Annotated in this window: 19 protein-coding genes; 10 read left to right on the forward strand and 9 right to left on the reverse strand. The window is 58.9% G+C overall.

Translation table 11 applies throughout. The features are described from left to right. Positions 1 to 8 precede the first annotated feature (8 nt). Positions 9 to 1,484, forward strand: a complete 1,476-nt coding sequence (locus Q0915_RS26695) for an aldo/keto reductase (RefSeq protein WP_299483778.1) — start codon at positions 9 to 11, stop codon at positions 1,482 to 1,484. A gap of 26 nt (positions 1,485 to 1,510) precedes the next feature. Here Q0915_RS26695 and Q0915_RS26700 read toward each other — a convergent pair whose 3' ends face one another. From Q0915_RS26700 to Q0915_RS26725, 6 genes are read right to left on the reverse strand one after another with little or no spacing between them, the layout of a single operon-like run. Next, positions 1,511 to 2,890, reverse strand: a complete 1,380-nt coding sequence (locus Q0915_RS26700) for an FAD-dependent oxidoreductase (RefSeq protein ID WP_299483779.1) — start codon at positions 2,888 to 2,890, stop codon at positions 1,511 to 1,513. Further along, complete coding sequence (locus Q0915_RS26705) at positions 2,871 to 3,737, reverse strand: isocitrate lyase/phosphoenolpyruvate mutase family protein (protein WP_299483851.1); 867 nt, start codon at positions 3,735 to 3,737, stop codon at positions 2,871 to 2,873. Before Q0915_RS26705 ends, Q0915_RS26700 begins: the two co-directional genes overlap by 20 nt. Next, positions 3,734 to 4,354 carry an isochorismatase family cysteine hydrolase gene (locus Q0915_RS26710; protein ID WP_299483780.1) on the reverse strand — a complete coding sequence of 207 codons (621 nt, stop codon included), beginning with the start codon at positions 4,352 to 4,354 and terminating at the stop codon, positions 3,734 to 3,736. The genes Q0915_RS26705 and Q0915_RS26710 overlap by 4 nt, the downstream gene beginning before the upstream one ends. Further along, entirely contained in the window at positions 4,351 to 6,414 is a 2,064-nt protein-coding gene (locus Q0915_RS26715; RefSeq protein WP_299483781.1) for a hydantoinase/oxoprolinase family protein, read from the reverse strand. Before Q0915_RS26715 ends, Q0915_RS26710 begins: the two co-directional genes overlap by 4 nt. Then, a complete protein-coding gene (locus Q0915_RS26720) occupies positions 6,411 to 8,105 on the reverse strand; it encodes a hydantoinase B/oxoprolinase family protein (RefSeq protein WP_299483782.1) in 1,695 nt (564 codons plus the stop codon). Before Q0915_RS26720 ends, Q0915_RS26715 begins: the two co-directional genes overlap by 4 nt. Next, entirely contained in the window at positions 8,102 to 8,668 is a 567-nt protein-coding gene (locus Q0915_RS26725; protein WP_299483783.1) for a nuclear transport factor 2 family protein, read from the reverse strand. The genes Q0915_RS26720 and Q0915_RS26725 overlap by 4 nt, the downstream gene beginning before the upstream one ends. Before the next feature lie 146 nt (positions 8,669 to 8,814). Between Q0915_RS26725 and Q0915_RS26730 the strand changes: the two genes are divergently transcribed. From Q0915_RS26730 to Q0915_RS26755, 6 genes are all read left to right on the forward strand, one after another. Next, on the forward strand, positions 8,815 to 9,618 hold the full coding sequence (locus Q0915_RS26730) for a GntR family transcriptional regulator (RefSeq protein ID WP_299483784.1): 804 nt from the start codon (positions 8,815 to 8,817) through the stop codon (positions 9,616 to 9,618). Beyond that, positions 9,615 to 11,021, forward strand: coding sequence for a 3-isopropylmalate dehydratase large subunit (gene leuC / locus Q0915_RS26735; protein ID WP_299483785.1), 1,407 nt, complete (start codon positions 9,615 to 9,617; stop codon positions 11,019 to 11,021). The genes Q0915_RS26730 and leuC overlap by 4 nt, the downstream gene beginning before the upstream one ends. Beyond that, positions 11,021 to 11,641 (forward strand): 3-isopropylmalate dehydratase small subunit, encoded by a 621-nt coding sequence (leuD, locus tag Q0915_RS26740; protein ID WP_299483786.1) that lies wholly within the window; start codon positions 11,021 to 11,023, stop codon positions 11,639 to 11,641. The genes leuC and leuD overlap by 1 nt, the downstream gene beginning before the upstream one ends. An 85-nt stretch (positions 11,642 to 11,726) precedes the next feature. Next, on the forward strand, positions 11,727 to 12,740 hold the full coding sequence (gene dctP / locus Q0915_RS26745) for a TRAP transporter substrate-binding protein DctP (RefSeq protein ID WP_299483787.1): 1,014 nt from the start codon (positions 11,727 to 11,729) through the stop codon (positions 12,738 to 12,740). 58 nt (positions 12,741 to 12,798) lie between these two features. Further along, a complete protein-coding gene (locus Q0915_RS26750; protein WP_299483788.1) occupies positions 12,799 to 13,305 on the forward strand; it encodes a TRAP transporter small permease in 507 nt (168 codons plus the stop codon). Then, positions 13,305 to 14,612 (forward strand): TRAP transporter large permease, encoded by a 1,308-nt coding sequence (locus tag Q0915_RS26755; RefSeq protein ID WP_299483789.1) that lies wholly within the window; start codon positions 13,305 to 13,307, stop codon positions 14,610 to 14,612. The genes Q0915_RS26750 and Q0915_RS26755 overlap by 1 nt, the downstream gene beginning before the upstream one ends. 95 nt (positions 14,613 to 14,707) lie before the next feature. On the opposite strand, the gene Q0915_RS26760 is transcribed toward Q0915_RS26755, so the two are convergent. Then, complete coding sequence (locus Q0915_RS26760) at positions 14,708 to 16,270, reverse strand: ABC transporter substrate-binding protein (RefSeq protein ID WP_299483790.1); 1,563 nt, start codon at positions 16,268 to 16,270, stop codon at positions 14,708 to 14,710. 304 nt (positions 16,271 to 16,574) lie between these two features. Here Q0915_RS26760 and Q0915_RS26765 point away from each other — a divergent pair, with 304 nt between their 5' ends. Next, a complete protein-coding gene (locus tag Q0915_RS26765) occupies positions 16,575 to 17,549 on the forward strand; it encodes a LysR family transcriptional regulator (protein ID WP_299483791.1) in 975 nt (324 codons plus the stop codon). A gap of 23 nt (positions 17,550 to 17,572) precedes the next feature. Here the strand turns inward: Q0915_RS26765 and Q0915_RS26770 are convergent, their stop codons facing one another. After that, positions 17,573 to 19,090, reverse strand: a complete 1,518-nt coding sequence (locus tag Q0915_RS26770; protein ID WP_299483792.1) for a trimethylamine methyltransferase family protein — start codon at positions 19,088 to 19,090, stop codon at positions 17,573 to 17,575. A gap of 114 nt (positions 19,091 to 19,204) precedes the next feature. Between Q0915_RS26770 and Q0915_RS26775 the strand changes: the two genes are divergently transcribed. Then, complete coding sequence (locus tag Q0915_RS26775; protein WP_299483793.1) at positions 19,205 to 21,715, forward strand: FAD-dependent oxidoreductase; 2,511 nt, start codon at positions 19,205 to 19,207, stop codon at positions 21,713 to 21,715. Between the two features lie 48 nt (positions 21,716 to 21,763). Here the strand turns inward: Q0915_RS26775 and Q0915_RS26780 are convergent, their stop codons facing one another. Next, the gene (locus Q0915_RS26780) at positions 21,764 to 22,672 is read right to left on the reverse strand and encodes a LysR family transcriptional regulator (RefSeq protein ID WP_299483794.1); all 909 of its coding nucleotides are present in this window, start codon (positions 22,670 to 22,672) and stop codon (positions 21,764 to 21,766) included. A 155-nt stretch (positions 22,673 to 22,827) separates the two neighbouring features. Here Q0915_RS26780 and Q0915_RS26785 point away from each other — a divergent pair, with 155 nt between their 5' ends. Then, positions 22,828 to 23,778: a hypothetical protein gene (locus Q0915_RS26785; RefSeq protein ID WP_299483795.1), complete on the forward strand. Its 951-nt coding sequence runs from the start codon at positions 22,828 to 22,830 to the stop codon at positions 23,776 to 23,778. The last annotated feature ends 14 nt before the right edge of the window (positions 23,779 to 23,792 follow it).

Below are 23,792 nucleotides of genomic sequence, written 5' to 3' on the forward strand. Positions count from 1 at the left end.
GACCTTCCATGACACTGATGCCGCCGCGACAGCCGCTTGCCAACGGACTTGAGATCAGCCGCATCCTGACAGGCCTCTGGCAGGTCGCCGATATCGAAAAAGACGGGACCATTCTTGATCCGGACGCGGCTGCAGACGATCTCGAAAAGTACCTGGAAGCAGGGTTTTCGACATTCGACATGGCCGACCATTACGGCAGTGCCGAGATCATCTCCGGCCGCCTGCTGTCAAGGCACCGGGAAAGCAACCCGCCCCAGATCTGCACCAAATGGTGTCCGGAACCCGGACCTATGAGCGCGGATGTCGTCCGGACAGGCGTTCAGGACAGGCTGGACCGGCTCAATGCCGACAAGGTCGATCTGCTGCAATTCCACTGGTGGAGCTTTGAGCACCCGGCCTGGCTCGATGCCCTTCATGAATTGGCACGCCTGAAGGAAGAGGGTTTGATCAGGGCCCTTGGCGTGACAAATTTCGACGCTGCGCATCTGAGGCTGGCGCTCACCGACGGCATCCCGCTTGTCACCAACCAGGTTTCTTTCTCGATGATCGACCGGCGCGCCGCGGGACCACTTGCCGAGCTCTGTGCGGTCTCCGACGTGAAACTGCTCGCCTACGGTACCCTTTGCGGCGGCTTCCTGTCTGAGAGATGGCTGGGCAAAGCGGAACCTACGCATCTCTCAGACTGGTCGAAGATGAAGTACAAACGCTTCATCGACGCCGCAGGCGGGTGGTCGGCTTTTCAGGGCATTCTCCATGCAGCCGGTGACGTTGCAAAAAAACACGGCGTTTCGATTGCCAATGTCGCAACACGCTGGGTTCTGGATCAACCGTCTGTTGCCGGTGTGATCGTCGGAGCCCGCATCGGCGAGAGCGAGCACATTGCCGACAATGCCAGACTGTTTTCTTTCTCGCTGGATCAGCAGGACCGCGATCAGCTCGCGCTGGCATTTGCCGGAACAAAAGACGTGCCGGGGGACTGCGGCGATGAATACCGGCGCCCTCCATTCCTGACCGCGTCGGGGGACCTCAGCCATCACCTGGCCGAAATGCCGCTTGCCCACAATGCGAGGAACGCGCCACACCGGCCCGGCGCCGCACAGGTTCTCACGGGATCCGACTGGGAAGAGATCGCCGGATACTGCCGTGCGCAGAAGGTCGGCAACAGGATCCTCGTTTCCGGTACCACGGCGGTCGCCGGTGCCGCACGTGCCGTTGCGCCGGAAGATGCAGCCGCGCAGACGACCTACATTCTCGACAAGATCCTGGCTGCGCTCACCGCGCTCGGCGCAAGCGCCAAGGACGTCGTTCGAACTCGGATTTACATCGTCGACGAAGCCGATGTGCTTGACATTTCAAAAGCGCACGGGCGTGTTTTTGCGGATATCAAACCAGCCAACACACTCGTAATCGTTGCCGGTCTGATCGGCGATCACAAAGTGGAAATCGAGGCAGAAGCCGTACTTCCTGAAGCGACGCCTACTTAAGAAAACGCGGTCGCGACCCGGAAGGATTACGACAACGGCGCACGGCCAGCCAGCATCCCCAGCACGACCGCACTCAGGAGCCCGTTCCCGGAAAGATATCCGCTGTCGGCTTTGCCCGAAACGCCGCATGCGGCCCCGCCACAGGCATAGAGATTGGCAAATCCCGACCCGTCCTCTCCGAGGACACGCGCGTTGTCGCCCGTTCTGAGGCCGCCCTGGGTGTGAAAAAGAGCGCCGGTCACCCGAACGCCGCAATAGGGAGCCTGCAAGGCTTCGGACCCGAATTCGCGGTTGAACTCATCGACGCCATTCATGGGAATTGACGCCATCGTTTCCGCAAAAGCCTCGGGTGGCAAACCCATCTCGCGGGCGAGCCCTTCCAGCGTTTCGCTCTTCTTGATCGCCCCCACCGCCTCCGCCTGTTTGAAGTCTTCGAACTGACGGGCAATGGAAGCAATCCGGCTGTCGAAAATCGCAAACGCTTCCCCGTCCGGCTGCGCCAGGACGGCACGCGCTGCTTCGGAATAGCCTTGCGCCTCGTTCCAGAACCGCCTGCCGTACTTGTTCACCTGGACACCGCCCTCCGTTATCACGGCCCAGGTTAAGAGAATGCCGTGGGGATGGGCGACGTTGCCATGGCCCTGATAGGAACCGAGATGCGCAAGATCGGCACCGATTGACCGGCCCCAAAGTAGCGCTTCGCCACGATTGCCGTCATGTCCGAACCACAGCGCGTTCTCGATGTCAGGCAGTAGTTGATGCACAAGCATCCGGTTGCCGCCAAAGCCGTTGCAGGCAAGGATGAGCTTGTCGCAGCCGATGGTCTCAATCCCACCATCGGGCCGCGAGACGGCGACGCCTTTGACATCTCCGTCTTCAAAAAACAGACGATTGGCGCGCCGTTCGCAAACGATATCGATCCCGGCCGTTTCGCATGTGGCCCGGAGCGTGTCGATCAGCTCCGCGCCGGATCTCGTTGGCAAGCCATGCATGCGTTTGCGGCTGTGGCCCGGATACTCGAAATTCGTAATCACCGAGAAGGGCAGGCCGAATGTGTCCGACAACCAGTCGATTGCCGGTGCCGAATGGCGGGTCAGGCGATCCACCAGCGCCTGCTCGTTCTGATCACCCGCTTTTTTTTGAATGTCTGCCGCAAAGCGCCCGGCGTCATCTTCAATGCCAGCACTGGCCTGAATTCCGGTACCGGCGGCAGGGATCAGTCCGGCGGACAGCGAAGTCGATCCTGCCGGCACCGGGTCGGCTTCAACAACAAGCACCGACTGGTTCACCTCATCAGCCGCAAGCGCCGCCACCAACCCGCCCGCGCCTGCGCCAATGATCAGGGTTTCGCATGTCAGGTCAAAATTGTCGGGGGCCTTTGAGACGTCAGCTTTCGTTTCGGTCATACGACACGCCCTTGGCCAGCATTTCTGCCGTTCCTATCACGCTGTTGAGGCCGTCGAAGTCGAACATTCTGTCGGCAAATGGCCGATTGCTGCCGTTTTTTCGAAGGCTCTCGTAGTAGTCTCCAGCCGTTCGCGCGATCGCACGGACAATGCCGCCAGGGAATATCACGATCGAATAGCCCAGTTCCTCCAGATCATCGGCTCCTGTGATCGGCGTCGCGCCGCCCTCGACCATGTTGGCCAGCAAAGGCACGCGGTTTTCGAAATGCCGCGCGACTTCCGAGAGTTGTTCGCGTGACCGGGGCGCTTCGATGAAGAGAACATCCGCGCCAGCTTCAAGATACAACTCAGCGCGATCGATCGCCGCCGAAAAGCCTTCGACGGCGATAGCATCCGTGCGGGCGATGATCAGGGTTTCGTCCGAATTGCGGACATCTGCCATGGCCTTGACCTTGCCTGCCATTTCGCCAGGTGAAATCAGGGACTTGTCCGCGAGATGACCGCATCTTTTCGGATAAGTCTGATCCTCGACCTGAAGCGCCGATGCGCCTGCACGCTCATAAAGTCGCATGGTTCTCTGCGCATTGAGGGCGTTTCCGAACCCCGTATCGGCGTCAATGATGACCGGCAATTCAGTGCGATCCGCAATCAGCGCCATGGCGTCGGTCATCTCGGTAACGGCTGTCAGCCCGATGTCGGGACGCCCAAGTCGGGTGTAGGAGACCGCAGCGCCGCTCAAGTAAAGCACCTCGAAGCCTGCCTCGGTTGCAATGGAAGCAGTCAGGCCGTCATAGACACCCGGTGCGACCAGAATATTGTCTTGTTGCAAGCGCTTTTTCAGGCTCATGACGCGTTCTCCAGCCATGCCAGCACGTCCTCGCACGACATGCGGCCGGTGACGGTTGCAAGCGACAGGAGTGTTGCTTCGTGAACCTCCTCGTTGAAAGCTGCGCTGCCGTCGGTCAAAAGGACCGTATCGATGTTACGCAGATGCGCATCGCGCAAAGTCGATGCGACACCGCCATTGGTGACAATGCCGCCGACGATCAGGGTATCAATGCCGACCGCACGCATGATGTATTCGAGCCGCGTCTGATAAAATGCGGAATAGGCCACCTTTTCGATCACGAAGTCGGCCGGATAAAGCTCATCGACCAGCGTGTTGCCGAAGCTGCCAGGAGCGAAATCCCCCTTGGTTAGAAAAGGCCGAAGTTTCTTGAGGTGCGGCGCGATCAGCGGCTCGCCGCTTGCGTCCGGCACCAGGGTGAACTGGGCGGAAATATAATGTCCGCCACGTTTGCGAACGGCCTTCACTAGCGGTGCGATGCGCGCCGGCAATGCGGCGATGCTGTCCGCCCGTTGTCCGGCGCGACCGTAGGCGCCGTCGGGGTGGAGAAAATCGTTCTGGAGATCAATCGTCAGCAGTGCCGTTCTGGCAAGATCCCACGTTTGCGGCTCGTTCATGACTGACCTCCAAGGGGTTCGATTATGGTATTGCCGAAGGGATCGACACGGGCCTGCAAGTCAGGTTCGACAAGCACTGTCGTATCAGGCTGTTCGAGGATAGCCGGGCCTTCGATCACCGTTCCGACCGGAAGCTCGAGCCGGTCGAATATCTTTGTTTCATGCCACGTACCGCCAAAATGCACGTTGCGCGAGGTCTTAGGTTCAGATCGACCGGTCGTTTCGGGGGCAAGGGTTTTCAGGTCGAATTTCGGTCGCTTTCCAGTGACGGAGCTACGAAGGTTCAAGATCCGGCGCACGCCATTTTTCAGCAGCCGTCCGAACGTGGTCTCGTAGGTGGCGTCAAACGCCTTTTCGATTTCGGCGCACGTTGGCGGCACGATCCGGCCGTTTTCGGTTTGGACACTGAGCGGCACGGCCACGGTATGCGTCTGGCCGATGTAAGCCATATCCAGTTCAAAACTCAGCTCGCGTGCTTCGAAGGTCGTCCTGGCAGCATCGAGAAGGGCCATGCCCTGATCCGTGTGATCCTGCATGAACTCCGCAAGCGAGATTTCATCCAATGCTGCAACCAGTGCATTGATCGTTTGCACGAAGTCCTGGCGCATATCCGCGATCACGCATCCCATCGCGGATGTGACGCCCGGATAGCGCGGCACGATGGCGCGCGCGATGCCGACATCCTTCAGCATCGCACCTGCATGCAATGCCCCACCACCGCCAAAAGGCATGAAGGCGAAGTTCTTGGGATCAAAGCCGCGCTCGATGCTCACCAGCCGGATAGCGCCAGCCATACGCGAGTTTGCAACCCGCAGAATGGCTTCAGCCGCTGCGAGGGTGTCCAGGGCGAGCGGCTGTCCGACATGCCAGTCGATGGCCTCGCGAGCGGCCACCACATCAAGCCGTTCAAGCTTTCCGCCGATCGGATTGTCCGGATCGATCCGGCCGAGAACGACATTGGCGTCGGTGACTGTCGGTCGCGTGTTGCCCAAGCCATAAGCGACCGGTCCGGGATCAGAGCCCGCACTTTCCGGTCCAATGTTCAACAGGCCGCCCTTGTCGACCCAGGCAATGGACCCGCCACCGGCACCGATCGTGGTGATCTCGATCATCGGTGTCCGCACCACCATTCCGAAGTCAATGGAAGTCTGCGGGGACAACATGGACTGCCCCCTCGAGATCAGGGAGACATCGAAGCTGGTACCGCCCATGTCGCCGGTGATCACATTATCGAAACCCGCCGAAGACGCGATGTAGCCGGCGGCGATCACCCCGGCGGCCGGCCCTGACAACGCCGTTCGAATCGGCAGGCGGCAAGCCGTTTCCACGGCCATCACGCCGCCGTTGGATTGCACGATCATGAATTCGCCGTCGAACCCGCCCGAGGCGAGTGCCTGTTCGAGGCGGTGCAGATAACCCGATACTTCCGGCTGGAGGTAGGCATTGAGCGCCGTTGTCGAGAAGCGCTCGAACTCGCGGATCTCGGGCAGGATCTCAGAAGAGGCCGAGACATGCTGGTTCATCCAGACCTCGCGAACCGCAGCCACCGCAGCCGCTTCGTTTGCCGAATTGGCATAGGCATTGGCAAAGAGGATCGCCACGGCTTCACAGCCCTGGTCCTGCAGCTGGCGCGCCGCTGCGCGAACGGCGTCCAGATCAACCGGCGTTCTGATCGACCCGTCAGCGAGTGTCCGCTCCGGCACTTCAAGGCGGTTGCGCCGGTCGACGACCGGTTCGAAATCGCCGCGCAGACCCCAGGTTCTCGGCCGGTCGCGGCGGCGCATTTCCAGGACATCACGCAGGCCTTGCGTGCAGATTACGCCCGTTGTTGCGCCTTTTCGTTCCAGCAGCGCATTGGTGCCGGCCGTCGTTCCGTGAACAACGACCGATATCTCCGACATATCTGTAACCTGACGGGAGATCCCTTCCAGAAACCCGCCGGACTGATCCGGCCGCGTTGTCGGAACCTTGGCAACAGATGCGGATCCGTCGGCCTCGTTGAGCACAAAGACATCGGTGAATGTGCCGCCGACATCGACGCCGATCATGCGTCCTTTCATGAAGACATCTCCCGCCATGCGGTTCCGTAAAGCTGATCGGCCTTCTCGGGGTCGACCAGCCCGCGGAAGACATCGCGCGCAACATCCGACGCGGCGCGGTCTTCGGCCTTGCCGTAGCCACCGCCGCCCGGTGTTTCCAGTCTGACTGCCTGGCCCTGCCGCAACTTGATGCCGCGCATTTTTGAGGCAAGGGGTGGCACGCCCCAGCCCTCGTCCTGCTCAAAGGAAAACTGATTCAAGGCACCATCCTGCCCATCGGCAATGCCCTTGGGGGCAAAGCGGCCGCGCTCGCCGAACAAAAACGCTTCAGCGCCGTTTTCTTCAAGAACCTCAATCTCGTAAACCGCACCCATGCCGCCGCGATGCTGGCCCGCGCCGGCGCTGTCGGGCCGCAAGGCCCAGGTGCGAAACATCACCGGATAGGCAGCCTCGAGGATTTCCATCGGCGGGATCGTGGCGGTCGATATGGGTGCGTTGCCGTGATTGAGGCCGTCGCTTTCATGCGAGCCGCCATGCCCGCCGCCATAAAAGCTGAACATCACCCAACGCTGTCCGTTGCTGCGCTTGCCGGCAATCGACAAGGCGTTGATCGTGCCGTAGGCATTGGCAACAACGCGCTCAGGCGCTGCTTTTGCAAAAGCGGAAAAAACCACGTCGATCATCCGGAGGATCGTCTCCGTGTAACCACCTGTCGGGCTCGGAAACTCGGCAGAGAGCAGCGATCCTTCCGGAACCTCGACCTCGATCGGCCGCATGACGCCCGCGTTCGCAGGCAGCGCCGGAAAGATATGCTTGATCGCGACATAGGCTGCGGCAACCGTTGTCGGCAGCGCGATGTTTACCGGACCTGCGCATTGCGGAGCCGATCCGGTAAAGTCGAGGGTCATGCTGTCGCCCCTGATTTCCAACGCGACCCGGATCGCAAGCGGCTCGTCGGTGATTCCATCGTTGTCGAGAAAGTCCACCGCCTCCCAACGCCCGTCCGGCAGTGCTTCAAGCTCCGATCGCATCAAGGCTTCCGCCCTGTGACCCAGGGCATCGAGGGCGGAACTGACCGTGCGAGCACCGTATTCGTCCAGCAGTTCGTCCATGCGCCTGATCCCAAGATCAAGCGCACCCAGCTGACCGTTCAGGTCGCCCATCGCTGACTGCGGCAGGCGCGTGTTGCGCAAAAGGATGTCGATGATGTCCTGGTTTATTTCACCGCAGCGCGCCAGACGCACCGGCGGCAATACAAAGGCCTCCTGAAAGACCTCGGTGGCGGCCGGATTGTAGTTGCCCGGCACCGCGCCGCCGACATCGTGCCAGTGTCCGACGGATGCGAGATAACAGAAGAGTTCACCATCGCGGAAGTAGGGCCGGACAAGACGCATATCGGAAAGATGCGTCCCGCCGATATGCGCATCGTTGAAGATGAAGATGTCGCCGTCCTGGAGATCCCCGTCCGCAGCCGCTTTCTCAATGACGGCCTTCACGGCGAATGACATGACACCGACAAAAATCGGCAATCCCGACTTCCCCTGCACCAGCGTGTCGCCGCTTTGAGCGTGGTAGAGACCATGACTGGCGTCATGTGCTTCGGCGATGATCGGGTTGAATGCCGCCCGAAACAGCGTTGCATCCATTTCGTCCGCAATCTGCTCCATGCGGCCGGATAGAACGGACAGGGTGATGGCATCGATGTCGCTCATGCTTGCGCCTTTACTTCCGCAATGTCGTTCCAGACGTCCTGGCGGGTGATCCTGCCGTTTTCGAGTTCAAACCGGTCGATGAATCGGATGCCGTCAAACGGTGATCCGTCGGGCCACTCGCCCGACAGCGTTCCCCTGCAGAAGACCAGTGCTGCCGAGCCGGCGCTCTGCATGACGTCAAACCCTGTGTAGGTTTTTTTGACGAACCGATACCGCTCCCTGGCCCACTCGATCAGCTCCTCTAGACGGTGCATCGGGTGCGCACCCGGAAAGTGCATGGAGAACTCCGCAGACAGCATTTCCTGCGCAGTATCAAGGTCGCGCGCCTCCATGGCGCTCAGAAACCGTCTTACCAACGCACCCTGATCCTCCAGCGCAGGAGCGCCGGATCTTTGAACACGGCCACGGGAGTAATTGGCAGGTTCCATTTCGTGGATCATCACGGTTATGGCTTCCGGTGGCGCCGGCACGACGAGCCGGACAGCGTCGGTCAACGCTTCATGCAGACGCCGCCTTGCCTCTGGTCCGTAGCCCTGCAGGAGATGCAGTTCGACGATCGGCATTTTGCCTTCCTCCCGAAATTTGTATTTTTTATAATACAGATTTGTATATGTTTCTAATACTAAAAAAGACAAATACAACGTACAGAAGCTTGAACTTTTTAAAACCGGCGATAACATTAGGTTCCTAACAGGGAGGAATGTCCAGCGTGAACAAGCCTGCAAAATCGCTGCTTCCGGAAGGGGCGAAAGCGCGCCAGGTCTATCTTTCCCTGCGCGACCAAATTGCAGACGGACGGCTGGAAGACGGTGAAAACCTGCCGCCCGAACAAAAGCTCGCTGGATTGTTCGGAGTCTCCAGGGTCACGATCCGAAGGGCCTTGGATGCGCTGGCAGCGGCGGGTCTCGTTATACGCCGCGCAGGCAGCGGGACGACGGTGCGTTCCGCCGGGCGACCGGCAAAGCCGATGGCCATGAACCTGGCAACGCTGATGCCCCAACTTGTCGAGATGGGCCAGAATACGACGGCGCGGCTCCTGTCGTTTTCCTATGGAACAGCCCCCGAATTCGTGACAAGCGCGCTCAGACTTCAGCCAAAAGACCAGGTGCAGATCGCAACGCGCGTGCGCAGCGCGGACGGAACGCCCTTTTCGCATCTGACGACATATGTTCCTGCTGAAATCGCCGCAAATTACTCAGAGAACGATCTGGCCACGACGCCTCTCTTCAAGCTTCTGGAACTCAGCGGTGTTCAGATCAAAGACGCACACCAGTCGGTCTCGGCAACCCTGGCTGGGCCGGAGGTAGCCGAAGCGCTTGGCATTGCCGTCGGTTCGGCGCTGCTTTCGCTGCGGCGGGTCGTGCGCGACGTCAATGACAATGGCGTTGAATATCTTTCAGGCCTGTACCGCCCGGACATGTTCCGGCTCGAGATGCCGCTTGCGCGGGTCGGTGACGGCAGCACGCGCCATTGGGAACCAGCCATCGGCAAGCCACCTGGTGAGCCCGCATGACCGCGCCAAGCACTCTTCTGGATCAGCTTTGGTCCGCGCATGAAATCGTCAGGCGTGACGACGGATCCTCCTTGCTGTGGGTCGACCGCCATCTGGTCCATGAGGGCTCGCATCACGCGTTCGCCAAGATTGAGGCGCGCGGCCTCGCTGTTGCGGAGCCCGATCGGACATTTGCGGTGGTCGATCACTACGCGCCGACCCGCAACCGCGCACGGATTTCGGATCCGAAAATAAAGTACATGGTCGACACGCTGCGCAAGAATGCGCGCAAACACGGGCTTCGGCTGTTCGATCTGGATGACCCGGGGCAAGGGATCGTTCACGTGGTCGGACCCGAACAGGGATTGACGCTGCCCGGCCTTTTGATCAATTGCGGCGACAGTCATACCTCCACGCACGGGGCGTTCGGCGCGCTTGCCTTCGGTATTGGCGCGACGGAGGTCGCCCACGTCCTTGCCACCCAAACGATCTGGCAGAAGAAACCTGCGGCAATGCGCCTTCACATCGACGGCACGCTCGGTCCGGGTGTCGGTGCGAAGGACATTGCGCTCAACTGGATCGCCAAGCTCAGCGCCGACGGGGCGCAGGGCCATGCCATCGAATATTCAGGCAGTGCGGTGCGCGCGCTTTCCATGGAAGGGCGCATGACGCTTTGCAATCTGTCGATCGAAGGCGGTGCGCGCTTCGGATTGATTGCACCTGATGAGACCACCTTTTCCTATCTCGGCGGGCGATCCTACGCCCCGCGCGGGGCGGCATGGAACGCCGCGCTGGAGGACTGGTCCAAGTTGCGCACCGATGACGCAGCACATTTCGACAGAGAAATCCGGCTTAACGCGCGCGACATCGCCCCGACGGTTACTTGGGGCACCAGCCCTGAACAGGCAATCCCGGTTACATCCACGATACCCGACCCGACGGTGCTCACGAACGGCAAGGCGGAAGCAGTGCGAGACGCACTTGATTACATGAGCCTCGACGCAGGCCGTCCGATTGAAGGAACCCCGGTCGATCAGGTGTTCGTCGGGTCCTGCACAAATGGCCGGATCGAAGATCTTCGTACCGCGGCAGCGGTTCTTAGCGGCCGAAAGGCCAAGGTTCCCGGACTGGTGTCGCCAGGATCGGCTTTGGTGAAGGCACAGGCCGAGCAGGAAGGTCTGGATCGGATCTTTGTAGAGGCCGGACTGGAATGGGCCGGTGCGGGATGTTCCATGTGCGTTGGCATGAACGGTGACCTGGTGGCACCCGGAAAACGCTGCGCGTCTTCCACCAACCGGAACTTCCGCGGGCGTCAGGGCCCGGGCGCCCGCACTCACCTTATGTCGCCGGCAATGGTTGCCGCCGCGGCTGTCACCGGCACGATCACCGACGTTCGGCCGCTTCTCAAGGGGCGGGTTGGATAATGCCGGGTTGGAACCGACATAGCGGACATGCGGTGGCGTTGCCGATCCATAATATCGATACGGACCAGCTTATTCCCTCCCGCTTCATGTCGACCCGTCGCAAAGAAGGCTATGGCGGTTTTCTTCTGCATGATTTGCGCAAAGACGAGAGCGGCGACGATCATCCGCATTTTCCGTTGAACCGCCATCGGCATGCCAGCCTCCTCGTTGCCGGCCGAAACTTTGGAAGCGGTTCGTCCCGGGAAGCAGCCGTCTATGCGTTGGTCGATGCAGGGATCCGAGCCGTTTTCGCCCCGAGTTTCGGTGACATATTCGCGGGTAATGCCGTCAATAACGGACTGCTCCCTGCACGCGTTTCCGAAGACGATTACACTCTCCTTGTCCGGATACTCGGGGAAAGCACAGAACCGGCAGACGTTGCGCTCGAAAGCGGAAAGCTCAGTGTCGGTGAGATTGAGGTTTCATTTTCCCTCGATCCGAGTTGGCGCACCAAGCTTATCAACGGCTGGGACGATATCGATCAGACATTGCAGCATGTGGCGGATATTGAGCGTCACAAGACGTCGTGGAACCAGAATGCGCCATGGGCCCGGCCTGCGGCGGAAGCGCAACGCTCTTGAAATCGCGAGAGCAGGCAGCATCAGGGCATAGCCTGAGAACCAGAGGGATAAGGCAAAAAGCCACCCTATTAAGTGGAGTGAGACTATGAAGAGGATACTACTGGCCGGCCTCGTTGCCGGATCTACCCTGTTCGCCACCTCGGCGCAGGCGGAAGATACGATTACCGCAGTTCATGCTTTCCCTGAAACCCTCATCTACACCAAGAGTTTTCTTTCCTTTGTCGACAAGGTGAACGAGGCCGGCAAAGGTGTGGTGCAGATCGAAGTGCGCGGCGGACCTGAGGCGATCGGCATGTTTCAGCAACCGGACGCGGTGCGCGACGGTATCGTCGACATGGTCTATACCCCGGGCTCGTTTTACGGCGGCGCTTTGCCGGAAAAAGACGCTATGGTCGCGTCAAACCTGACGGCAGTCGAGACCCGCGAGAATGGCGGTACAGAGCTGATCGACCAGATCCACCAGGAAAAGATGGGCCTGAAGTATCTCGGATGGTTCGACAGCGGCGTCTGCTACAATCTCTGGACCCGCAACCAACCGACTTTCGACGCGGACGGCAATCTCGAAGTCGAGGGGCTGAAGCTTCGCGGAAACAACGTCTACAACGCGTTCTTCACAAACTACCTGGGGGCGCAGGTTATCGACCTGCCGACAGGTGAGGTCTACTCCGCCCTGCAACGCGGTGTCGTGGATGCAACGGGATGGACCCAAATCGGCCTCATCGATCTGAAGTGGAACGAGTTCCTCAACTACCGGATCGAACCCTGCTTCTTCTCGACCGACCTCGGCGTGATCGTCAATCTTGAGAAGTGGAATTCACTGTCGGACGAATCCAAGAAAATCCTTCAAGACGTTGCGATCCAGCATGAAAAGGACAGCGTCGAGGCACTGCGCGCGAAGCGGGACGAAGACTTTGCCGCACTCGATGCAGCCGGTATGACGGTGGTCTCTCTGGAAGGCGATGCAAAGGCGAATTACCTTGCCGCCGCACGCGAAAAAACCTGGGAGCGGATGAAAGGCCTGATGGCGGAGCAGCCCGGCGGCACCGACAACTACGACACGTTGATCGAACTCTTCTACGATCTGAACGCAGCAAAATAAATGACAGTCAGGCCCGCCACCCGGCGGGCCTGATCCTTCCGACCCCCGGGGCTGATGCATGACCGCCGTCACCAGGATTTACAATTTTCTGATTGATGCCATGGCCTTTATCGCCGGTGCCACACTGGTCTGGTTGATGGTGTCCGTCGTGATTTCGGTCCTGATGCGCAATCTGGGTCTGCAGCCTTTTGCCTGGCTGTTCACGTCTTCCGAATACGGTCTTCTCTATATGACCATGCTCGGCGCGCCATGGCTCGTTCGGGAAAAGGGACACGTCCATATCGAATTGGTGACCTCCGCGCTGCCGGAAGGCCCCCGGCGCGTCGTCAGCAGACTGGTCGCTTTTGCCTGTGTTGTCGTCTGCGTGATCCTTGCGTGGAAGGGCTTGGAGCTTTTTCTTAAAAACATCGAGCGCGGCGACTACGACACCCGGGCCTACTACTACCCTCGCTGGCTCCTGACGATCACCTTTCCGCTGAGTTTCGGTCTCATGGCGGCTGAGTTCATGCGGTTTGTCGCCGGTTCCGAGCTGATGCATACCGGTGAAGCGGGGATACACGAATAATGGAGTGGTACGAAGCGCTCGCCCTGCTTCTCGGCGTCATCGTGTTCCTGATGGCAATGGGCATGCCGGTTGCCCTTGCCTTCCTGGCGGCAAACATCGTCGGTGCATGGGTGTTTATGGGCGGCGAACGCGGCATCGGCCAGCTGCTCAACAATGGCCTGGGATCGCTGACCAAATTCGCGCTCGTACCGATTCCGTTGTTTCTGCTGATGGGCGAGATCTTTTTTCACACAGGCCTCGGCGGGCGCATGTTCAACGCGATCGACAAGCTGCTCGGCAGGCTGTCGGGCCGGTTGAGCTACGTCACCGTTCTCGGCGGCACGGCATTTTCGACGCTTTCCGGATCCTCTATGGGCTCAACCGCGCTGCTCGGATCGCTGATGGTTCCGGAGATGAGCCAGCGTGGATATAAGTCCCATATGAGCATTGGCCCGATTCTCGGAACGGGAGGATTGGCGATTATCATCCCGCCTTCCGCGCTGGCGGTTCTGCTGGCGACGCTGGCCCAGATCGATGTCGGCGCGCTGCTGATCGCAGGAGTCATTCCGGGGCTCATTCTTGCGGCATTCTATGTCGGCACCATCTGGCTTCAGACCAGACTGGATCCCTCCGCCGCGCCTGCCTATGACGTCGAACCCCTGTCGTTCCTGAGCAAGATATCCTTGCTTTTGCGGGAAGTGGTTCCGATGGTCGGGGTCATGATTGTCATCATCATCCTGATGATCAACGGTTTCGTAACGCCGTCCGAGGCAGCAGCGTTCGGAGCTCTGGGTGTTCTGATCCTTGCGGCCGTTTTCCGCTGCCTGACCTGGGAGGCAATGCGCAAGTCCGTGACCGGTGCGCTGAAGGTCACCCTGATGGCCTACCTGATTGTTTTCGGCTCGGCGACTTTCAGTCAGCTTCTCGCGTTTTCCGGTGCCTCGCGCGGCCTCGTCAATTGGGCGATCTCGTTCGAGCTGGCGCCTCTTTACATGCTGATGGTGATGTTCGCGGTTCTGCTTCTGCTCGGCATGTTCATGGAACAGATCTCCATGATGTTGCTGACCGTGCCGATCTTCTTTCCGCTTGCGATGAACCTCGGTTACGATCCTGTCTGGTTCGGGCTGATCATGCTTCTCGCGCTGGAGATCAGCTTCACGACCCCGCCGTTCGGGCTTCTGCTCTTCGTCATGAAAGGCGTCGCGCCGCCCGGAACGACCATGCGCACGATTTATACGTCCGCCTTTCCGTTTATCGGATGTTCGCTCCTATTGGTCGCACTGCTGGTGCTGTTTCCGCAGATCGCCCTCTGGCTGCCCGGCCTTTAGAGCTCACAAAAAAGGCCCGCTGCAAGGCGGGCCTTTTCTCGTTCGAGAAGTCTTCAGACGAAGCAAGCAAGCCCGCCTCGTCCGGAGCATTTCATTTATGCGAAGGACCAGCGCTCCATCCAGCGCTCGCCATCCATGTCCCAGTTGGACGCCATGCTCTCGCTGACAGCGATATCGTTCGACGTTGCAAACACATAGTTCGCGAACATCGGGATGATCACGCCGCCGTCTTCGTTCACGATGGACTGCATTTCGAAATACATCGTGCGGCGCTTGTCCGGGTCGAGCTCGGCGCGGGCCGTGACCAGAAGTTCATTGAACCGGTCGTTGTCCCAGAAGCTGTCGTTCCATGCGACGCCCTTGGCGTATGCGGTGGAGAACATTGCATCTTCGACAGGACGGCCACCCCAATAAACGGCGGTGAACGGATCTTTCATCCATACATCCGACCAGTAGCCGTCATTCGGCACCCGGTTGATTTCCAGGTTGATGCCCGCGTCCTTGGCAGACTGCTGGAACAGGACCGCGGCGTCGACCGCACCCGGGAACGCGGCATCAGCCGCTGAGAGCGTGACGGAAAGGCTGTCGAGGCCGGCTTCCTTCATGTAGAACTTTGCCTTGTCCGGATCGTAGGTTCTTTGCTCAAGTTCACTGTTGAAGAACTGCTGTCCCCGGCCGATCGGATGGTCGTTGCCGACTGCGCCGTAGCCGAACAGGATCTTGTCGACCATTTCCTGACGATTGACCGCATGCTTCAGCGCAAGACGGACGTTCTTGTCGGTGTACGGATCCTTATTGGTCGACATTGCGAATGTGTAGTGCTGGTTACCGGCGACCTCATGGATCGTCAGACCCGGGCGGCGGCCCATAAGACCGATCGTCTTCAGGTCCAGCTTGTCAATCACGTGAACATCGCCGGAAATCAGAGCGGTCGTACGCGCGTTCAAATCGACAATGGCAAGCAGCTCAATCCCGTCGAAATATCCGCGGTCGCTGTTCCAGTCGTTTTCGAAACGCGCCAGTGTCGCGGACACACCGGGTGAGAAATCCTTCAATACGTATGGGCCGGCGCCATCACCGGACCGCCAGTCAACCGAACCGTCTTTGGCCGGAAGGATCGGCAAATGGTAGTCCGTGAACGTGAACGGGAAATCGGCACTTCCCGATGACAACGTGAATACGACCGTGTTGCCTTCGCTGGTGATATCATCGATAGCGGCCAGCAACGGCTTCGCTGCGGACGTCGAGTCGTCTCCGCGGTGGAAATTGATGGACGCGACCACGTCTTCCGGTGTCACATCCTTGCCGGAATGGAATGTAATTCCCGGACGCAGGTTAAAGCGCCATACCTTTGCTTCGGAGTCGGCTTCCCAGCTTTCTGCAAGCTGCGGCTCAACCGAGCCGTCCGGTGCAACGCCGGTCAAATAACCACAATAGCCATAGCCAAGCGCGATCACGAAGCCATGTTCCCATGTGCCCGGATCAAGCGTGTCCGTGGTCTGGCCATGTCCTTTGGCAACCCTTAGAACGCCGCCACGCTTTGGAGCGGCCTGCGCCGTGCCGGAAAACACGCTGCTTGCCAAAACGGTTGCAGCACCGGTCGTCTGCAAGAACCTGCGGCGGTTCATTGACCCTACTGAAAATTGTCCTTCACTCATTTATGAACTCCCCTCTCGGAATTTGATTTTTGTGACTGTTTTGAGCCCCTGGACTGCACCGGACGATTTGCATCGGCTTGACTGGGGAACAAACTGTTTAATGACCTCTTTTTACGCCTTCGATCCTGCTTTGTTAAGGCTTCTGCATAGGCGCCCGATCTAGCTCAACCCAGCAATGCCCCTATATTAAGCGCGTCTGTAAAATCTGCGAACAGACAGACGTGGCTCGATTTTCGAAAAGACTGCAGTATTATTTTGAAAAAATCAGCATAAATTTTTGTAATGGAGCAATTTAAGGACGAAAATGTCACAACACTCAGACATCAAGGACCTGAGCCTTAAGGGCCTGGAGTTGTTCCAGTTATGCGCGCGCAGGGGATCGCTGCAGGCTGTTGCGGCCGAGACAGGCCTTTCGGCGAGCACGGTTTCGCACCATTTGAGAAGCCTTGAGGAAACGCTGCGCGTTGATCTTTTCGACCATTCCCGCCGACCACTTATCCTGACGCAGAAAGGGAAGATCTTTCTCCGCGACATTGAGGACGCGCTTCACACCTTGCGGCGGGCGAAGGCGGAAGCTGCTGCGGGGAACATGTCGGAAGCCAGTTATCTGAGGCTTGGAACCATTGAGGATTTCGACAGCGACATCATTCCCGCGCTCGCCGTTTCTCTATTTGAATCAATGCCGAATTGCGACTTTGTCTATCACACGGATTCCAGCCTCACGATTGTGCAGATGCTGCGCAACCGACAACTGGATGTCGGTGTTTCCGCGACACCTTCCGAGCGGCTCGGTGACCTGATCGACCGTCCGCTGTTGCGCGACCCGTTTGTCATGGTCGTTCCGAAAACCGTAGAACTGCTGCCACGCGACATCATTCACGACAGCGCGGAATTGCCGTTTCTCAGATTCTCGAGCAATCTCATTATTGCAAGGCAGATCGAGGCCCAGTTGCGGCGCATGGACATCTCGCCTCCGCACAGGTTTGAGTGCGGCAATAATCAGACGCTGATGGCAATGGTTGCCGCCGGAACTGGATGGACAATCACGACGCCTTTGCTTTTTTCAAGGGCAAGGCGGTTTCACGAGCACGTCGAGATGCATCGGTTCCCCGGCAAGGGGTTTGCGCGCACTCTGGCGGTGCTGGCAAATGCCGACTGTTCCAGGTCTGTGCTGAATCTCGTGGATTCAACGATCCGGTCCCTGATCGCAGATACCGTCGTTAAACCCTTCCACGAAACTGCGCCTTGGCTGAAAGAGAGCTTTCAGCTCATCGAGTAGAGTTCCACCCCCGGCCTTCCGCCTCAGAGGATGTTGAACTGATCGCGGATAGCCCTGTCCTGGGTTTGAGACAGGTAGACAGGGCGATGGCTTTCCAGGATCTCCACAGCGCGCTCCCGCGCCCGGTCCCATGCATTCCGCGCGCCGTTCTGAGCCCAGGTTCTCGGCTCGTCCCGGTCCGCCAGGGAAGGATAAAAATAATCCCGTTCCATGGCCTGGTAAGTGTTCTGACCACCCAGAAAATGACCTTCCCCGAGCACCGCCTCGCATATTGCCTCAAATGCAAGTGTGTCGGGTGTGACCTCGATACCGCGCAAAGCACGATAGGTCATGGAGTGCATCTCGTCGTCCAGCACGAAGGCTTCGAAACTGGCGCCCAGAAGCGAAGCTGTCATTCCCGAACTTTCATAAATCAGGTTGCCGCCGGCAAGGGCCGCTGCGAGCGATGTAATGCCCTTCTCAACCCCTGCCTGCGCATCAATCGCCTTGGCATCGGTCATCGACGAGGCCACACCCGACGGGAGACCCAGCCAGTTCGTCAGTTGTGCGGAGGCTGCGTTGAGGACAGCTGTTTCGCCGCCGCCGCCCGAGAACGCACCGGTTCTGAGGTCGATCACCAACGGCCAGTTGGAAAAAATCATCGGAAAGCCCGGCCTGATCGCATGTACCATGACCAGGCTTGCCAGGGTTTCGGCCAGAGACTGTGCCAGAAAGCCTGCAAGCGTTGCAGGTGCCGTAGCGCCGGCCTGCGCGGCAGTAATGCAGGACATCGGGATATTGTGCCGGATGCATTCATAGACGACGCCGACAGCATCTTCCCCGTATCTGAGCGGTGAAATGACCGGACTGATATGCGCCTTCAGGAAAGGCCGCCTGGCGAATTCACCCGGCCCGCCGGCCGCAATATCCAGCATACCAACAATCGGAGCGACATGCTCAGGCAGCGTGAAGGACGTTGCGACCGGTTTGGTCGTGTTTTTCAAAAGCGCGTAAACGGTGTTGACGTCCAGATCGAAAGTATCGGGCACATCCGTGGCGACACAGCAACGCGTAAACCAGCTGACATTTTGAAGAACGTCCTGCATGCGCGTGAAGTTATGCAGATCCTCAAGCGTTGAGGGCCGGTACAGTCCGCTTCCCAGATCGAGTGTCTGAACCGCAGCGCCGCCAGTGCCGAAATAGACCCGGTCGCCGCCAACAACAATCGACCTCTTGTCTTCCCTGCCGTGGAAGGTGAATGTCTTGGCCGCCTGATCGATTGCGCTTTTAACCAGTTCCTCCGGGAACGCCACGCGGTCGCCATCGGCCGGCTGTGCTCCGGCCGCAAGCAGATCTTTTCTCAATCGTTCGGGAACCTCGCCCATACCCAGTTTCGCGAGCAAGTCCAGCGCAGTCTGAAAAATCTGGCGGAGTTCATCTTCGTCCAGAGGCCTGTAGCGGCCCCCGGCCTGTCCCGGCGGGCAGGGATCGATCAGAGGTTTGGCTGCTCTCAATGCCAGCCGTTCCTTGCGGCCCCCTCGCTTCGTCCGGCCTCCGCCCATTTCCGATCCTCCAGCGCACGTCGATGCGACTATCAAAGAGAAGCATGAATCTGGTGCAAGCGAATTGAGAGTTATTCGATTTCATCAGCGCTAATATTCGAATACATCGAAAACATGGAACGCCTAGTTGCCGTTCACGGCGATGACAGGCTCTATGCGCTGATCTTTTGGAACCTGGAGCCTGACTTCATGAAATCGCGCACAAAGGCCGTTGTCATCGGCGGCGGCATCGCCGGTTGCTCGACGCTTTATCATCTGACACAGGAAGGCTGGAGCGATGTCGTCCTGGTCGAGCGCAATGAGCTGACCAGCGGAACCACATGGCATTCAGCGGCTCAGGTCACCAATTTTGGCATGAACCAGACGATGGTCGGGCTGAAGTCTCATTCCATCCGGCTCTACAAGGACCTCGCGGAAAATCCCGAATATCCGATCAACTACCATCACGGTGATGGCGGCATCCGGACGGCCAACACCGAAGCGCAGATGCAGGGTTATCAGCACTTTGCGTCGATGGCGCGGGGCATGGATGTACATTTCGAGGTGATCGACGCCGACGAATGTGCCCGCCGCCATCCGCTTGTGTCGACCGAAAATCTGCTGGGCGGTCTTTGGGATCCGCTGGACGGCGATATCGACCCTGCACAACTCTGCCAGGCGCTTGCCTTTCACGCCCGCAAAGCCGGCGCGGAAATCTATCGGAACACACCGGTCACCGCTTTGACCCAGCACAGCGACGACACCTGGACCGTACATACAGAACGTGGTGACATTGACTGCGATATCGTCGTCAACGCCTGCGGATACAGGGTCAATGAGGTTGGCGCCATGATGGGTGTCCATCACCCGGTCGCCTCAATGGAGCACCAGTATTTTCTGACCGAGGACATTCCCGAGATCGTGCAAGCTGGCCACCGCATGCCTTTGATCAGATGCCCGATCAGCGACTATTACTGCCGCCAGGAAAAGAACGGCTTGCTCATCGGCTTTTACGAACAAGGCTGCAAGACCTGGGGTATGGATGGCATCGATCCGAATTTCGTCAACGCGCTTTGCCCGGATGACCTCGATCGCATCACGGATGTCCTGGAAGGGGCCTTTGCGCGCATGCCGGCGCTGATGGAAGCCGGGATCCGGTCGGTCATCAATGGCCCGATCACCTATACGATCGACGGCGCACCGCTGGTCGGGCCGATTCCCGGCAAGAGAAACGCCTTCTGTATTATCGGACTGCGCGCAGGTCTCGGCGAAGGCGGCGGGCATGGCTGGCTGCTGGCCCAGCAGATCGTCCACGGCGAAGCCTGCTACGACACCTGGTGTATCGACCCGCGTAGGTTCACAGGTCATGCAAATGTGGAACTGACGTCACTCAAGGCTATTGAGGATTACCAGAACGAATTCCGTTTCCACTTTCCCCATGAGCACCGTCCTGCGGGCCGGCCGGCCAAAACGACGCCACTTACCCCTGTGATGGCAGCCGAAGGCGCGGAGTTCACAGTGGTCAACGGCTGGGAACGCGTTGAGTACATCAAGCCAAGCGCTGACTTTCATCCATCCTTGAGCTTTCAGTTCGACGAGGCATTTGCGCTTGTAAAACGGGAAGTCCAAAACGTCCGTGACAATGTCGGCTTGTGCGAGGTCAACGGATTCAACAGGTTTGAAATCACGGGCGCTGACCGGCACAGCTTTCTCGACAGGATCGTCTGCGGCAATGTTCCGAAACGCGACGGCCGCGTCGGTCTCGGCTATCTGCTCAACCGGCAGGGCCGCATCAAATGCGAGGCAACCTTCGCCAATCTGCCGCAAAGCGACAGGGGACCGGCGCGTGTCTGGTACGGGTCCGCGGCGGCGAGCGAATTTCATGACATGGATTGGCTGAAGCACCTTGTCCGCGAGGATGAGGATGTGCAGATCCGGAGCCTGACAAACGACCAGACGATCCTTGTTCTTGCAGGCCCGAACGCCCGCAAGGTTTTGTCAGCCTGTGCACGAGGTGACTGGTCGAAAGAAGCTTTTCCCTGGTTGAGCGTTCGCGAGTGTTATGTCGGATTTTCGCCTGCAACGGTCATGGCCGTCAGTTTTTCCGGCGAATTGGCCTATGAGATCCACGTGCCCAACGCATCGCTCTATGCGGTCTACCTGGCTCTCCGAAAGGCTGGTGAACCGTTCAATCTGTCCCTCTTCGGCGCGCGGGCAGTGGAATCCATGCGAATGGAAAAGGGTTTTTTCCATTGGAAAGCGGACCTTTTGACGGAATTCGATCCTTTCGAGACGGGACTGGACAGGTTCGTGAAGCTGAACAAGGCAGACTTTGTTGGCAAGGCGGCACTGGAGCAACTTGTTGCAAAAGGGCCCGTTCGAATGATGGTGACGCTCAGCCTGGACGCCGCGCACGCACCGGCGCCGGGAGGTGCGTCGCTCATGGAAGGAGACCGGGTCGTCGGGACGGTGACCTCCGGAGATTGGGGCCATCGCGTCAACATGAATTTGGCTTATGCCTTTGTGGAGCCGCGATTTTCAGCCGTGGGTACTAACATGCAACTCGACCTGTGCGGGGAGAGAATCGAAGCCACAGTCATTCCTAGCAGTCCCTACGATCCGGAGCACGAACGGATGCGGAGTTGAGGGCGATCTCCGGCGGCAATATGAGCTGATGCCGAGGGCGTCGATTTCTTAGGCGGCGGAAAACTCGTCCGACAACCAGCTGACCAGTTTTCCGGTGTCCGCGTGCGTGGTCCGTGCGTTACCGAGATAGACCGAGATGCCCGCCGGTTGCGCAACAGACTCGCTGCAAGGTCTGACAAGCTTGCCTTCCGCGATCATGCCTTCCGTCGTGCGGCGCCATCCGAGGGCAATTCCCTGACCGGCGACGGCTGCCTGAAGCGTCACGGGATAGCTGTCGAAATAGATCCGACGGGCCTTGCCGGACGTGGTAATACCCGTTGCTTCAAACCAGGCGGGCCAGTCCATCCAGTCCTGCGGCACAACCCGGTGTGACAGCAATGGATAGTTGAGCAGATCCGCCGAGCCGAGGGGACCGTCTGGTGCGTTGAGAAGGTCCGGAGAGCAGACCGGGAAGATGTCGTCATCTGCGGAAAATGCCAGCCTTGCCGTGCCGGATGCACGGCCCGAGGTCTGTATGGCAACATCGAAATGTTCTCCTGCTTCCGTGATTGGCTTCAGCGAACTTAAGACACGCAACTCGACACCCGGACAGCGCTGGTGAAAGCGGACCAGTCTGGGCATGAGCCAGTAAAACGCCTCGCACAGCTGACAGTGAAGCACCAACTCGTTGGCGCGTCTGTCTCCGCGCAGGACGGCAACCTCATCAGCGATATCTGAGAGGGCCGATCCGACGACCTGTCCGAACCGGCGTCCCGCCTCCGTCAGGAAAACAGCCCGGTTCCGACGATCAAAGAGGCGTGTTCCAAGATCGTTTTCCAGTTGTGAAATCTGCTTGCTGACGGCGGTCTGAGTCATGCCGAGTTCTTCAGCCGCACGCGAAAAACTCTCCAGCCGTGCTGCAGCCTCGAACGGTCTCAAACGCGACAAGGGCGGCAAGGCTCGAGGCTTGTTTTGCATAACCATGGCTCATGTAAATAAGCCAAAAAGTCTCTTTTTCACAGCATTTTTTCATGATTTTAAATCATCAAAGAGCTGCGTCACGTATCGAACTTAAACCTGCAACCAGATCTTTCCGTGTCCAGCCCCACCCATTGACCACGGAGAAACTCAACGTGTCACGCACGCATCTCGGGCTGATCTGCTGCCTGTCCTTCGTCACGCTTGAGGCCTTTCAGGCTGTCTACCTCGGATCGGTTTTCCAGAACACAGACTCTTTTGCAGTCGGCACCGCGGTGTTCGGCATCTCCGTTCTCGGCTGTACCGTGGCAACGGCAGTGTTTCGGCCTGCGGAACTTGCGGCCTCCGTCCGCTCGTGGAAAATCGTTGCGGTCCTAAACCTGTTGGCTGCGCTTACCTGGATCACCTATTTCACCGCGATCCAACTGATCGAGCCCGCCGTCGTCTTCACGGTGTTTTCCGGCATGGTCCCTCTTGCGACAGTCGTCGCCGGCAAGCTTGGCCTGCCGGAAGCCGCGGCGCCAAAAAAGTCGCTCGTAAACTTTGGGAACCTGTTAATCCTGCTCGCAATCGCTGTTCTTGCGGTTATCACAGTGCTCGGGCACTCGGGCTTTGTGCGCGGCGGCTGGATAGCCGGACTGTCGGGCGTCCTGCTCTCTGCGATGTCCGGAAGCTTTACCGCAATGGTTATCCTCTTTTCGGTAAGGCTCAATCAGCGCGGTGTTGGTCCGCTTTGTCAGTTCGGGCTCCGCTTCATGCTCTATACGCTCCTTGCCTTTGCCGCTTTCCTTATCGGCATTGACGCCAAGAGCACGATCGTACCAGTCGAAGACTATCTTTGGATCACCCTGGTTGGCCTCGTTGTGATCGCGTTTCCGCTTTATCTGGTCCAAAAAGCAATTCCACTGGTTCATTCCTCAGTTATTGCCGCGATCACCGCGCTCGGGCCGGCGATCGTCTTCGTGATGCAGCTGCTTGAAGGCCGGGTCGATTATTCGCCGGCTACCCTTGCCGGACTTGCCATTTACATGAGCGGAGCGATGCTTGCTGTCATCGGCGCAACGCGCGCGCCTGATGTCCAACGTCGCAATCCGGAGATAGCCTAAATCCTCTGGTTCAA

This window comes from uncultured Roseibium sp., assembly GCF_947494555.1.
Classification (GTDB): Bacteria; Pseudomonadota; Alphaproteobacteria; order Rhizobiales; family Stappiaceae; genus Roseibium.

Bases quoted from the DNA above. Each gene is read 5' to 3' on its own strand.
- Q0915_RS26695 (WP_299483778.1), top strand. From the start codon at position 9: ATGACACTGATGCCGCCGCGACAGCCGCTTGCCAACGGACTTGAGATC.
- Q0915_RS26700 (WP_299483779.1), bottom strand. From the start codon at position 2,890: ATGACCGAAACGAAAGCTGACGTCTCAAAGGCCCCCGACAATTTTGAC.
- Q0915_RS26705 (WP_299483851.1), bottom strand. From the start codon at position 3,737: ATGAGCCTGAAAAAGCGCTTGCAACAAGACAATATTCTGGTCGCACCG.
- Q0915_RS26710 (WP_299483780.1), bottom strand. From the start codon at position 4,354: ATGAACGAGCCGCAAACGTGGGATCTTGCCAGAACGGCACTGCTGACG.
- Q0915_RS26715 (WP_299483781.1), bottom strand. From the start codon at position 6,414: ATGAAAGGACGCATGATCGGCGTCGATGTCGGCGGCACATTCACCGAT.
- Q0915_RS26720 (WP_299483782.1), bottom strand. From the start codon at position 8,105: ATGAGCGACATCGATGCCATCACCCTGTCCGTTCTATCCGGCCGCATG.
- Q0915_RS26725 (WP_299483783.1), bottom strand. From the start codon at position 8,668: ATGCCGATCGTCGAACTGCATCTCCTGCAGGGCTACGGACCAGAGGCA.
- leuC (WP_299483785.1), top strand. From the start codon at position 9,615: ATGACCGCGCCAAGCACTCTTCTGGATCAGCTTTGGTCCGCGCATGAA.
- leuD (WP_299483786.1), top strand. From the start codon at position 11,021: ATGCCGGGTTGGAACCGACATAGCGGACATGCGGTGGCGTTGCCGATC.
- dctP (WP_299483787.1), top strand. From the start codon at position 11,727: ATGAAGAGGATACTACTGGCCGGCCTCGTTGCCGGATCTACCCTGTTC.
- Q0915_RS26750 (WP_299483788.1), top strand. From the start codon at position 12,799: ATGACCGCCGTCACCAGGATTTACAATTTTCTGATTGATGCCATGGCC.
- Q0915_RS26755 (WP_299483789.1), top strand. From the start codon at position 13,305: ATGGAGTGGTACGAAGCGCTCGCCCTGCTTCTCGGCGTCATCGTGTTC.
- Q0915_RS26760 (WP_299483790.1), bottom strand. From the start codon at position 16,270: ATGAGTGAAGGACAATTTTCAGTAGGGTCAATGAACCGCCGCAGGTTC.
- Q0915_RS26765 (WP_299483791.1), top strand. From the start codon at position 16,575: ATGTCACAACACTCAGACATCAAGGACCTGAGCCTTAAGGGCCTGGAG.
- Q0915_RS26770 (WP_299483792.1), bottom strand. From the start codon at position 19,090: ATGGGCGGAGGCCGGACGAAGCGAGGGGGCCGCAAGGAACGGCTGGCA.
- Q0915_RS26775 (WP_299483793.1), top strand. From the start codon at position 19,205: ATGGAACGCCTAGTTGCCGTTCACGGCGATGACAGGCTCTATGCGCTG.
- Q0915_RS26780 (WP_299483794.1), bottom strand. From the start codon at position 22,672: ATGCAAAACAAGCCTCGAGCCTTGCCGCCCTTGTCGCGTTTGAGACCG.